The organism is Mesorhizobium sp. M0715 (assembly GCF_040320355.1).
Taxonomy (GTDB): domain Bacteria; phylum Pseudomonadota; class Alphaproteobacteria; order Rhizobiales; family Rhizobiaceae; genus Mesorhizobium.
Map to the genome: position 1 here is coordinate 1 of NZ_JAMYPL010000053.1, position 11,752 is coordinate 11,752.

The 11,752-nt window shown below is 59.8% G+C and carries 5 protein-coding genes and 8 pseudogenes; 9 read left to right on the forward strand and 4 right to left on the reverse strand.

Annotation, left to right across the window (positions count from 1 at the left end):
• Nucleotides 1-164, forward strand: a pseudogene (locus tag NKI21_RS31870) (S-(hydroxymethyl)glutathione dehydrogenase); the annotation flags it as partial.
• Between the two features lie 18 nt (nucleotides 165-182).
• A complete protein-coding gene (locus tag NKI21_RS31875) occupies nucleotides 183-506 on the forward strand; it encodes a non-heme iron oxygenase ferredoxin subunit (RefSeq protein ID WP_352869235.1) in 324 nt (107 codons plus the stop codon).
• A 4-nt stretch (nucleotides 507-510) separates the two neighbouring features.
• Here NKI21_RS31875 and NKI21_RS31880 read toward each other — a convergent pair whose 3' ends face one another.
• On the reverse strand, nucleotides 511-1,719 hold the full coding sequence (locus NKI21_RS31880; RefSeq protein WP_352869238.1) for an NAD(P)/FAD-dependent oxidoreductase: 1,209 nt from the start codon (nucleotides 1,717-1,719) through the stop codon (nucleotides 511-513).
• Nucleotides 1,720-1,822: 103 nt separating this feature from the next.
• Between NKI21_RS31880 and NKI21_RS31885 the strand changes: the two genes are divergently transcribed.
• Nucleotides 1,823-2,821, forward strand: a complete 999-nt coding sequence (locus NKI21_RS31885) for a LacI family DNA-binding transcriptional regulator (RefSeq protein WP_352869240.1) — start codon at nucleotides 1,823-1,825, stop codon at nucleotides 2,819-2,821.
• A gap of 237 nt (nucleotides 2,822-3,058) precedes the next feature.
• On the opposite strand, the pseudogene NKI21_RS31890 reads toward NKI21_RS31885, so the two are convergent.
• Nucleotides 3,059-3,172 (reverse strand): annotated as a pseudogene (locus NKI21_RS31890) (IS481 family transposase); the annotation flags it as partial.
• 270 nt (nucleotides 3,173-3,442) lie between these two features.
• On the opposite strand from NKI21_RS31890, the pseudogene NKI21_RS31895 reads away from it, so the two are divergent.
• A pseudogene (locus tag NKI21_RS31895) lies at nucleotides 3,443-4,671 on the forward strand (IS110 family RNA-guided transposase).
• Between the two features lie 133 nt (nucleotides 4,672-4,804).
• Nucleotides 4,805-5,679 (forward strand): annotated as a pseudogene (locus tag NKI21_RS31900) (IS3 family transposase); the annotation flags it as partial.
• 40 nt (nucleotides 5,680-5,719) lie between these two features.
• On the opposite strand, the pseudogene NKI21_RS31905 reads toward NKI21_RS31900, so the two are convergent.
• Nucleotides 5,720-7,092 (reverse strand): annotated as a pseudogene (locus NKI21_RS31905) (IS30 family transposase).
• A 37-nt stretch (nucleotides 7,093-7,129) separates the two neighbouring features.
• Between NKI21_RS31905 and NKI21_RS31910 the strand changes: the two are divergent.
• Nucleotides 7,130-7,414: pseudogene (locus NKI21_RS31910) on the forward strand (IS3 family transposase); the annotation flags it as partial.
• Here NKI21_RS31910 and NKI21_RS31915 read toward each other — a convergent pair.
• Nucleotides 7,401-8,756, reverse strand: coding sequence for an IS5 family transposase (locus NKI21_RS31915; protein ID WP_352869242.1), 1,356 nt, complete (start codon nucleotides 8,754-8,756; stop codon nucleotides 7,401-7,403). The pseudogene NKI21_RS31910 and the gene NKI21_RS31915 sit on opposite strands and share 14 nt — an antisense overlap.
• 350 nt (nucleotides 8,757-9,106) lie before the next feature.
• Between NKI21_RS31915 and NKI21_RS31920 the strand changes: the two genes are divergently transcribed.
• The 3 genes and pseudogenes from NKI21_RS31920 to NKI21_RS31930 form a co-directional block, all read left to right on the forward strand.
• A complete protein-coding gene (locus NKI21_RS31920; protein ID WP_352869244.1) occupies nucleotides 9,107-10,108 on the forward strand; it encodes a sterol desaturase family protein in 1,002 nt (333 codons plus the stop codon).
• Between the two features lie 181 nt (nucleotides 10,109-10,289).
• Nucleotides 10,290-10,440, forward strand: a pseudogene (locus NKI21_RS31925) (IS6 family transposase); the annotation flags it as partial.
• 270 nt (nucleotides 10,441-10,710) lie between these two features.
• Nucleotides 10,711-11,752: pseudogene (locus tag NKI21_RS31930) on the forward strand (IS5 family transposase); the annotation flags it as partial.

The following is an 11,752-nucleotide window of genomic DNA, read 5'->3' on the forward strand; positions in this document are numbered from 1 at the left end:
GGCGCACGCGGCCGCACCGACGTGCCAAGATTGTCGATTGGTACATGGACGGCAAGATCCAGATCGATCCGATGATCACCCACACCATGCCGCTCGGCGACATCAACAAGGGTTTCGAGCTGATGCACCAGGGCGAAAGCATTCGCGGTGTAGTCGTTTATTAAGGAGGAGAATTTTCAAAAATGGCGGACGAAAAATGGGTTGAAGCGGTTGGTATCACTGACGTGCCGGTCGATGATGTAGTGCGGTGGGACCATGAGGGCCTGAGCTATGCCATTTACCGACTTGGTGGCGATGAGTTCTTTGCCAGCTCGAATATCTGCACGCACGAGCACGCCTATTTGTCCGAAGGGTTTCTCGAACACGGTGTGATTGAATGTCCGAGGCATTCGGGAAGATTCGATGTCAGAACGGGCGATCCGCTCGGCGCGCCTGTCTGTGACGCCGTGAAGATCTTCCCGGTTAAGGTGGAAAACGGATCGGTATTCGTCCAGGTCGACGGATAGGCACTTATCCAACAGCCACGGATCCAAAGTCCGTTGAGCCGGAGCGGCTGATCACTCCCCTGATCCGCCGCATTTCCCTGCCGATGCTCTCGGCGATACCGTAGCCGGTCGCCCCGACCACAACACCCCACCCGTTGGAGTGGACCAAAATGACCGATCCGTCGGCCATTTTGACTTCCTGTACCAGTACGCCTGAGGATGGCATTCCCATCAGCTGCAATGACAGTTCATATTGATCGGACCAAAAGAACGGCACCGACGGATTCGGGACAGCAAGACCGCACAGCGAGGCCGCGGCAATCGCCGCGTGATCCTCAGCATTCTGCCAGGCTTCCACACGGATTCGACGGTCAAACATGGGATGCCAGAACGACGCCACATCACCACAAGCCAGAATATCCTTGTCTGACGTGACTAGGCCCTGATCTGTACATATTCCAACGTCGATCTCAAGGCCCGCGTCCTCGCCAAGAGCGACGTTCGGGTAAACCCCAACCCCAACGAGCGCGAGATCGCACTCAACCGTCTCGCCGTTAGACAATACCGCGGCCTTAAGCGCCTTATTGCGGTCGTGTATGAACCGTTCGACCATGGTCATGAAATTGAATGTGACGCCTGCCGCGCGATGCCTTTCAAGCAGCTTGCCAGCTATCTGCCGGGGAACAATCCTCGACAGCAGTCGATCTGAAGCCTCCACGACCCGCGTCTCGATACCCAGGCCACGCATGGCTGAGGCAACCTCGAGGCCTATAAAGCCGCCGCCAATGATCAACAGTTTCCGGATGTCACCTAGTCGGGAAGCGACCGCAAGCGCGTCGTCGTATGTCCTGAGTTTCAAAACATCACGCAGATCGCCGCCGGGGACAGTCAGAGGCCTGACGCTGGATCCTGTGGCAATCACACACTTGTCGTAGGCCACGGACTCTCCATTGGCCAAACTGACTTCCTTCTTGTCTCTGTTGATGGATAGCGCCTGAACTCCGGCCTTTGTGCTGATTGCTGTCCACGCGGCGCTCTCTGGGCGCCAGATCAAGTGCTTTTCGAACCTGGATCCGCCGATGATGACGGACTTCGAAAGGGGTGGACGTTCATACGGCGGATACGGCTCATCAAAAATGAGGGTGGTTTCGAGACTGTCGGCTTCCTTTGCCAGCAGCTGAGAAAGTCGCCCGCCGGCCTGGCCACCCCCGATGATTACGATCTTCTTCCGCATTTGCCTCACCAAACGATATCGCTTAGACATTCAACGACATAGACTAAATTGTCAAAGGATGGATTGGCAGCCCTTAGACTTTGACAATCCGAGGAAGCAAGTGGTGCGAAAGAACCTGGAGGACGTTGCCCGGCTCGCCGGCGTTGGTATCGCTACGGTGGACCGCGTCCTTAATGAACGGGGCGGCGTTTCTCCGAGCACTGCCATTCGCGTGATTGAGGCTGCGCGCCAGCTCAAGATGAAACGCCTCCTGCCCTCGCCCTACTCCCGGCGATTGCGCTTCGAAATTATCATGATCACGCCGGATAGCAGCAGTGCCTCGCGCATAAATGCTACCGTTGAATCCCTCATTCCCGAGCTGGGAAGCGCTGTTACCTTGCAGCGGCGGTTCCTGCCGGCAAAGCGTGCGGCCGCCTTGGCGGAGGCGATCTCCGAGTCGAAAAGCAATGCCTTGATCGTGTTTGCACCCGAAACGGCGAAGGTTCAGGACGCTATCGCTGCAAAAACGGCGTCTGGAGTTCCGGTTGTGACAATCCTGTCCGACCTTCCAACGACGCCTAGACTTTCTTACGTCGGCATTGATCACCTTAGGGCCGGAAGGGCAGCAGCGTTTTTTCTGGTGCAGATGCTGGCTGCGGACGCAGAAACACTGATCGCCTGCAGCGACCTGGATTACAGGTTCGAGGCCGAGCGTGTGGCCGGATTCCGCCAGGCCTGGTCAGAGTTGGGTGCGGAGCCACGCAACGTCAAAGTCGTCGAGTGTGCCCGTAGCCAGCGCCCCTATTGGGAGAGCGTCGCCGCCGCAATCCGCCAAATTGATAATGTGGGAGCGGTCTATAGCGCAGGCGTAGGGAGCCACCTTGTGGAGCAAGGGCTCATTTCCGCTGGTCAAATCGGTAGGATTAAGTTCATCGCCCACGAACTTGACGAGACCGCCAAGCGCCTCTTGCTCGACAACAAGGTGACACTCGTCATTGATCAGAACCTCGAGCTCCAGATCGCGCGGGCGGTCGATCATTTTCGACGGAGGTTTGGCCTGGAAGGAGATAGCATCCCCGACCGAGTTCCATTTCAACTCCACATCAGGGATAACTTACTCTGAGTTTGTCATCCGGTGCTACGCCCACCGGGGACCAACAGCTGGAGCGGCCACGCCGCTCCGGCTAGATCGCTGAAGGTATAGCTCCTATCGTCAGGTTGGTGTGGCTGTGTTCTGCTTTTCCCGCCGCTTTTTGTTGCGCGCCATCATCCGGGCATCCATGGCTTGCTGTGACGCTGGCGTACCGTCATGGAAGGTCCCGAACCATTTGTCCAAAGTCACCGTGCCATCGGCATAATTGCCGAAGTTGTAGACCGAGACGAAGTCGGCAAGACGCCGACGCAGTTGGTCGTGATCGTCATAGTGGAAACGCTTGACCGTCGCGTCCTTGATGGTGCGATTCATGCGCTCGACCTAGCCATTATCGGGTATGTGATCTTTGGTGCCTATTCGTCCTGCTGTTCTTCTTTGAGAGCGGCCTTATGGTGAGCCCATCCGGGACATGGGGCACCGGGAGCACGAAAGTGCGGGCAGGCCGTCTTTAGACCGTAGGCTGAGAGCCCGAGCTCGTTACATGGCCGCCCCTCGCGGCTTTCCCGGATGCGCTGCGAGCGCGGATCAGTAGCTGTCCGTGTTGCCCGCCAGCTCCCATCTTTGACCGAGCCAGGGAAGGAGGGAATAGGCATGCGCATCATCGGACTGGATATCCACCGCGTCTTCGCCGAAGCAGTGGCATGGGAGGATGGCAGGCTCAGGCGACTCGGCCGCGTCGACATACGGCGTGATCTGCTGGCGGCGTTCGCCGCGAAGCTGTGGCCGAACGATGTCGTGGTGATCGAGGCCACCGGCAACGCGACGTCCGCTGCAGCTGTGGTTGCGCCGCATGTTAACAAGGTGGTGATCGCCAACCCGAAACAGGTGCGTATCATTGCCCATGCCAAGATCAAGACGGATACCATCGACGTAAGCGTTCTTGCGCAGCTCTATGCCAGCGGCTTCTTGCCAGAAGTCTGGATTTGCGGATGAGCCGACGCAGGCGCTGCGCCGACAGGTCACACGGCGCAATCAGATCGTCCGGCAGAGATCGCGCTTGAAGAACATCATCCAGTCGATCCTTCATAGCCACCTGATCCCGCCTTGTCCGCATGCAGACCTATGCGGCGCCAAGGGTCGGACCTGGTTGAGTGAACAGGTTGTGCCGGAAGACGAGCGCCTCGCTATCGATCGGCATTTGCGCGAGTTCGATCGGCTGGGCGATGACCTCGAGGTCATGAGCGCGATCTTGCCTGCTCGGCTCTCGAGGATGACAGCGTGAAGCGGCTGATGACCATTCCCGGCGTCGACATGACCGTCGCGTTGGCAATGAAGGCAGCGATCGGAGAAGTGGCCCGTTTTGATGAGCCGCAAAAGCTCGTCAGCTATCTCGGGCTGAATCCGAGCGTCAGGCAATCAGGACACGGGCCTGCCTATCATGGTCGGATCACCAAGCAGGGACGCGGACATGCCCGCGGCATGCTCGTCGAAGCGGCTTGGGCGGCAGCACGTGCGCCGGGGCCACTCCGTGCCTTCTTCCTGCCGGTGCGGGCCCGCCGCAGCCAGCACGTCGCCGCCGTCGCGACCGCGCGCAAGCTCGCCGTGGTGATCTGGCATCTGCTGATGAAGGGGAGAGCTACGTGTGGGCAAGGCCGTCCCTGCACGCCAAGAAGGTGCGCGACGTCGAGCTCAAGGCAGGTCATCGGCCGGCGCGCGGACAAAAAGGACCGGCGCATGCCTACAATATCAATAGCCACCGGGAAGAAGAGCGCCGCTGGGTGGAGCAGGCCGAAACCGCCTATGCCCGCTTTGTCTCCGGCTGGAACCCACGAGGTCCGAAGAGGGTGCGCACGGGCGCCGCAAATGAGGAACGACTGTAGAGGCTGCGCGGCAGGGCTCTCACCTCGGACCCTGCTCTTCGCCACGCGGTCACCCATGCGCAACAGGAGAATTGGCCTGCTGCCGGTTTCGTGGACACCGAGATAAGGTGTTTAACGGAACTGGAGAGTTGGAATGCAAAGAAGGAAGTTCAGCCGCGAGTTCAAGCTTGAGGCGGTGAGATTGATCAAGGATCGGGGCGTTGCGGTGGCCCAGGCTGCCCGCGACCTCGATCTCCACGAGAATGTGCTGCGCAAATGGGTGCGCGAGCTGTCGACCGATCCGCAGCATGCGTTTCCCGGTCATGGGCAAATGAAGCCGGAGCAGCAGGAGATCGACCGGCTACGCAAGGAAGTGGCGAAGCTGAAGGCGGAGCGCGACATCCTAAAAAAGGCCGCAGCCTACTTCGCGAGGGAAGTGACGTGAAGTTCGCTTTCATCGCGAGGCACCGGAACATCTGGCCGGTGGCATGGCTTTGCAGTGCGCTGGATGTGTCCCGCTCAGGCTTCCATGCCTGGCTCGACCGCAGCCCCAGCGCTCGCTCCCGGGATGACGAAATCCTCGTTTCCAGGATCGACCGTAGCTTCAAGAGCAGCGACCGCACCTATGGCGCCCGTCGCGTCTGGCACGACGTGCTGGCTGAGGGGCTGTCCTGCGGCCTGCATCGCATCGAGAGGCTTATGCGGGAGAACGGTCTGCGTGCCAGGCCTCGGCGCCGCGGACTGCCGAAGGATATGGGCGAGCGAGCGGTTGTGTCGGACAACCTCCTTGACCGCGCCTTCGAGGCCTCGGCGCCGAACCAGAAATGGGTCGCCGACTTCACCTATATCTGGACCGCCGAAGGATGGCTCTACGTTGCCGCCGTGGTCGACCTGTTCTCCCGGCGGGTCGTCGGCTGGGCGATGAAGGCCGAGATGACAGCACAGCTCGTCACCGACGCCCTCATCATGGCGATCTGGCGCCGGGGCAAGCCCGACAGCCTGCTGCATCATTCCGACCAGGGATCGCAAGGCGGATTCAAGCGATCGTCGCAACACCGATTGTGTTCACTCATGGCAGCAACTCGTCAAGCGCTTCTGCCGGCGTTTTCCAACCCAGGGTCTTTCTCGGCCGTGCATTGAGGGCCGCTGCCACGGCGGCGATCTCGTCGGCGCTGTGAATGCTCAGGTCGGTGCCTTTCGGGAAGTACTGACGCAGCAGCCCATTGGTGTTCTCGTTGGTGCCGCGCTGCCATGGGCTTTGCGGATCGCAGAAGTAGACCCGCACACCCGCATCGATCGTGAGACGATCGTGCTGGGCCATTTCGGCTCCCTGATCCCAGGTCAGCGAACGGCGTAGCTCTTCGGGCAAGGTGATGATGGTGCGCGTAATCGCGTCACGCACGGCCTCAGCTCCATGTCCCGCGAGCGCAGGTCCGTTCTTCGTGCGCGGAGCTTCGCCATGCCCCACGAGCCGGGGAAGATGCAGTAGCATCGTGAAGCGCGTCGTGCGCTCGACCAACGTGCCGATCGCCGAGCTGCCAAGACCGAGGATGAGGTCTCCCTCCCAATGTCCCGGCACCGCTCGATCGGCCGCTTCGGTGGGACGCTGACTGATCATGATCTCCGGTGAGACAAAGCCCTTGCCTCGCCTACGTACGCGCGCCCTGGGGACCCGTAATACACGTCCTGTTCGCAAGCAGGCCGTCAGCTCGCGGCGCAGCACTCCACGGCCCTGAACGAAGAGGGCCTGATAGATGGCTTCGTGGCTGATGCGCATCGTCTTGTCGTCCGGGAAGTCGATCGGCAAGCGTCGGGCAATCTGCTCCGGGCTCCAGGCCCTGGCCCATCGCCGATCCTTTCGCGGGCCATGCCGGCGGCCCTTCCACGTAACGGTGGGACCATGAACGAGAGCGCCGCTCGGGACCACGACAACGCCAGCAAGTCTCTCCTCCACATAAGTGCGCAAGGTTGCGTTGAACGCAAGCTTGGTCGGCTTGGGCCGACGGGCCGATCGATCCGCATGCCACTGAGCAGTCGTCGCCCGATACTCCAACCCGCCGCTGCGGGTGGCCGCGTTGCGCCGCAGTTCACGGGAAATTGTCGAGGCGGACCGACCGAGCCGGCGCCCAATCTCCTGCATGGAATGGCCCTGTACCCTGAGAAGTGCGATCTCTTCGCGCTCCACCAATGACAGGTACGCCCAGAGAGCGGCTTCGCCGAGGATCTGAACATCGCTGGTGGCATACCGCCCGCCTTTCGGAACCATCTGGTTCCTACAGGCTGCGACACTCCGGCTTCGAGCGCAGCATCTTCGCTGCCCAGCCCCGCGGCGATCGCCCGCCAGAATCTAATCTGTTCATCGCGCCCCGCCACAGGCGGCCGTCCTGGTGAAGGCAATGGCGCTCGTCCAGACCGTGCCGATCGCCGCTTTCGAATGCTCATCGCAACCTCCAACTTCAGAGTGTTGCGACGACCGCTTGAATCCGCCCAATACACGAGCGAGCAGTTCCAGCGCCTGATGGCCGATCACGGCATTACGTGTTCGATGAGCCGGTCGGGCAACGTATGGGACAATGCTGCGATGGAGAGCTTCTTCTCGTCGCTCAAGACCGAGCGGACAGCCCGCAAGGTCTACAGGACGAGGGATGACGCCAGAGCGGATGTGTTCGACTACATCGAATGCTTCTATAACCCCCGGCGGAGGCACTCGACGCTGGGCTATCTGAGCCCCGTGGAGTTCGAGGAACAAGCTATGTTAGCTTAACCTCGTGTCCGAAAAACCGGCAGCAGGCCAGGGCGATCAAGAGCGACAAAAAATCCTTCAGCCACCTGAGCAGGAGGGAGAAGTTGTAGCCGGCGGCGGCCAGGATGGCGTTGAGGGCGTCGCCCTGCTGGCCGGCGAGGTAGTTGCGGCCCATTCTATGTTCGCTCTTGATGTGGCCGATGACGGGCTCGACCGCCGACCGCCGCCGCATCTGGCGCTTGATGGCTGGGGTGACGCGGCGCTTCTGGCCGGCGGTGAAGACCCTGAACTTGTGGCTCTGCGGTGCGTTGTGGCCGCGATAGCCGGCGTCGGCGAGGATGCGGCCGATCTCGTTGCCGATGGTCTTTTCCATGTCGGGGATGACGCTTGCCAGCGTGTGGCCGTCATAGGGATTGCCGGGCAGTGCTTTTGCATGCAGGGCGAACTGGCCACCTTTGGAGCGCTTCAGCGTGGTGGCCACCGACACCTTCACCCCGAACTCGCAGGGCATATGCGCCTTGCCCTTGCCGATGCATTCTACCTCGTGTGCGTGCAGGCTGTAGATCTTGCGGCCGCGCTGGCGCTGGCGTTGCTCGAGAACGGTGGCCGCCTGGTAGAGCGGCCATTTGAAGAGCGCGTCCAGCCCCGCATCGCCGGCGATCTGGCGACCGATGTCGCGAATGGTCCGGCCGAGATAGGTCTTGAGCCTGCGCAGCGCCTTGTTGGCCCGCTTGAACTGCTTGGCGTGGGCATAGCGCTGATGGCTGATCAGCGCCAGCTTGCCGACCCGCACATAGCTCTGGCGCAAATGGAGCCCCTTCCTCTTGGCCAGCCGCACCAGCCGTTCGCGCGCCCGGTGGATGAGCTTGGCGTCGGTCGGGAACATGACGTTCTTCGGCTGCACGGTCGTGTCGACGATGACCTGGCGCGTGTCGGCCGGCTTCATCGCCCCGGTCTTGACCGCAAGGCTGAGGCTCTCCTGCAACAGCGCCACGATCCGCTCCTCGCCCATACGGCTGCGCCAACGCGTCATCGAGGAGCGGTCAAACGGCAGCGTATGGCAAAAGAACGTCTCGCCGGTGAGATACTGGAAGTAAGGGTTCTCCACCCAGCGCTCGCACAGCACCTCATCCGACAGGTTGAAGGTGTGCTTGAGGATCGCCAGCCCCGCCATCAGCCGGGTCGGCAGCGGCGGCATGCCGGGGCCGTCCGAATAGACGGCGCCGAAACGCTCCTCCAGCACCGGCCAGTCGATCGCCTGCGCCAGCCGCACCAGCTCGTGCTTCATGTTGATGATCTGATCGAGGCTGGAGCGGAACAGATCCTGCTCTCCCGTCTCGCGCTTCTCGCGTGGCTTGGACATTCGCCGTCCCCTCGATTCGCCGCCGCCGAACCGAGTGAATCACGCTCCGCAGCACAAGGGAATCGCAAAACCGAATTGCAGGAAAACAGCGCTCATAAACCGCGAATCCTGCAATTCCAAAGCCGCTATCCGCCTCAATCAACATGCCAGATCAATGGCTTGCGGATAGTTCACGGTCGACCAGCTAGGCCGGTGAGGGCCGCTTCCAAACCAGCTCAGGCCGAGTCTCTTCCGTGTTGAGCTGCCAGGGTGCGTAGCTGGGCGATGGAAAACCCTCACGAAAGGGTGATGCCTATTGACGTCATCCAACCTAACATTTCTAAACAAGAAATCGTCGTTGGGAGTGGCCTATGGATGATCTAGAATATGGAACCCGCAACAAACGTGGCGATTGGAAGCCACGCGATCCGCTCAAATATCCACCATTGTTCGTGTGGCCATTAAGGCCGATAGCCACTCTCAGGTGGTTGTTTGCATTCGATGGATATATCCTGCCCTGGTATATTGCTTACGCCCTCGTCGCCTGCGGGGTTTGGGCATACCTAACTCCTTCTATGGAAACGCTCAGATCATCCAATTATGGGTGGTTGGCATACCTCTTCGGGCGGAATATCTTTATAGCATTGGTAGTATACGGGGCGTGGCATCTCCGGCTCTATACTTTCAAATTCCAGAGCAAGAAATTCAAGTACAATAATTTATGGCCGGCCAAAGGCAATCGAGCCTTCTTGTTCAAAAACCAAAATGTGGACAATGTTATTTGGTCACTAGGGAGTGGCGTGCCAATCTGGACCGCTTACGAAGCAGGCATGTTATGGCTCTTCGCCAACGGTTATATTCCGTTCGTAGAGTGGTGGGAGCATCCCATATACTGCATAGTATTGCTGCTGCTGATCCCATTTATCGAAAATCTGCATTTTTATTTTATTCACCGATTCTTGCACTGGCCCCCGATGTATCGATGGGTCCATTCTTTACACCACAACAACGTGAATCCAGGCCCCTGGTCGGGATTGGCTATGCACCCCATCGAGCACCTACTCTACTTCTCCGGAGTTTTAGTTTACGTAGTGATTCCATCCCACCCAATTCACGCAATATTCCATCTGTTTCATTCTGCTCTGGACCCCGCACAAGTCCACGCAGGATTCGACAAGCTTGTGGTGGGAGAGAGAGCCGTAGATACGCACGGCTTTCAACATTACCTCCATCACAAGTACTTTGAATGTAACTACTCTGGAGGGCTTATCCCTCTCGATAAATGGTTTGGGACGTTTCATGATGGTTCACCCGAAGCGCAGGAGGCTATGAACCGGAGATTCAAGGAACGCGCGCGCAAGCAAGTAAGCTAAAACTTGCGATGGCGCTGGCCGGCCCCATTGGGTGATCCAGTTTGAATGTTAGTGGATGCCTGTCGCTGGCGTTATCGTCGGGGTGGCCGGGATGCGAAGCCGGCCATGAATAGCTTCCGGCGCTGGCCGCGGCTTTATCAACTTAACTCGCGTTCAGGAATTTGCGGCATAGACCGATGTAATAAACACCGCAACCGTCAGCTACAAGCGCCATCGTTTCCCGCCGCAGATCATCGCCCATGCAGTCTGGCTACTACAGGTTCCCCTTGAGCCTGCGTCTGGTCGAGGAAATGCTGCTGGAGCGCGGGATCGTGGTTTCGTATGAGACAATCTTCTTCATACTTGACCGATTTCCAGATGCGCTCGACGAAGACATTGTCGCGCCATGCGCCCTTACCATCCATGCTGATCGCGATTTCGTTGGTCGGCCGTGAAGAATACGGAAGCCGCTGATATCGCATAGGAATAGTCTACTTTTCAGGCTTCCGAATTGCAGGTAACGGCCAGTTTGTGGATAGTTTTCTTGCAATTCCAGTTTGTGATTTCGCCGCCTGGCGAAGCGTGATTCACTGCTTTCATCGCAGTGAATCGGGAGCCAGGCGATGGGCAGACCACGCGAGCGGCGCGAGACTGGAGAACAGGATCTTTTCCGCGCTCGCCTTGATCAGATCCTCAACATGAACCATGAGCTGGTGCGGCTGGTCCGCACCATCGACTGGCCGGTGCTGGAGGCGCGCTTCGGTGCGGTCTATTCGGACGGTCCCGGCATGCCGCCGCTGCCGGCCCGGCTGATGGCGGGGCTCGCCATCCTCAAGCACACCTTCAACCTGTCGGACGAGGCGCTGTGCGCACGCTGGATCGAGAACCCGTATTTCCAGTATCTGTGCGGCGAGGAGTTCTTCCGCCACGAGCTGCCGTTCGACCGCTCCTCGATGACGCGCTGGCGCAGCCGCATGGGCGAGGAGCGGATCATGGTGCTGCTGCAGGAAAGCCTCAGCATTGCGGTCAAGACTGGGGCGATGAAGCCGCAGGATACGCGCCGGGTCATTGTCGACACGACGGTTCAACCCAAGAACGTGATGTTCCCGACGGACGCCAAGCTCATCCATCGCGCCCGCGAGCGGCTGGTGCGGCTGGCGAAGAAGACGCGGCTCGACCTGCGTCAGTCCTATGTCCGGGTCGGCAAACAGGCGCTGATCATGTATCAGCGCTACGCCCACGCCAAGCAATTCAAGCGGGCCAACAAGGCCTGCGCAGGCTCAGGACGTATCTGGGGCGCACCGTCCGCGACATCTCCCGTCAGATCGCCGGCGACGCGGAGCTGGACGCGCTTTTCAAATGGTCGCTCTACCAGGCCTCCACCGTTCTCGAGCAGCGTCAGCGCCAGCGCGGCCGCAAGATCTACAGCCTGCATGCGCACGAGGTGGAATGCATCGGCAAGGGCAAGGCGCACGCGCCCTACGAGTTCGGGGTGAAGGTGTCGGTGGCCACCACGCTGAAGCGCTCAAAGGGTGGCCAGTTCGCCCTGCATGCAAAAGCGCTGCCCGGCAATCCCTATGACGGCCACACGCTCGCAGCGATCATCCCTGACATGGAAAAGACCATCGGCAACGAGAGCAGCCGCGTTCTCGCCGACGCTGCGGA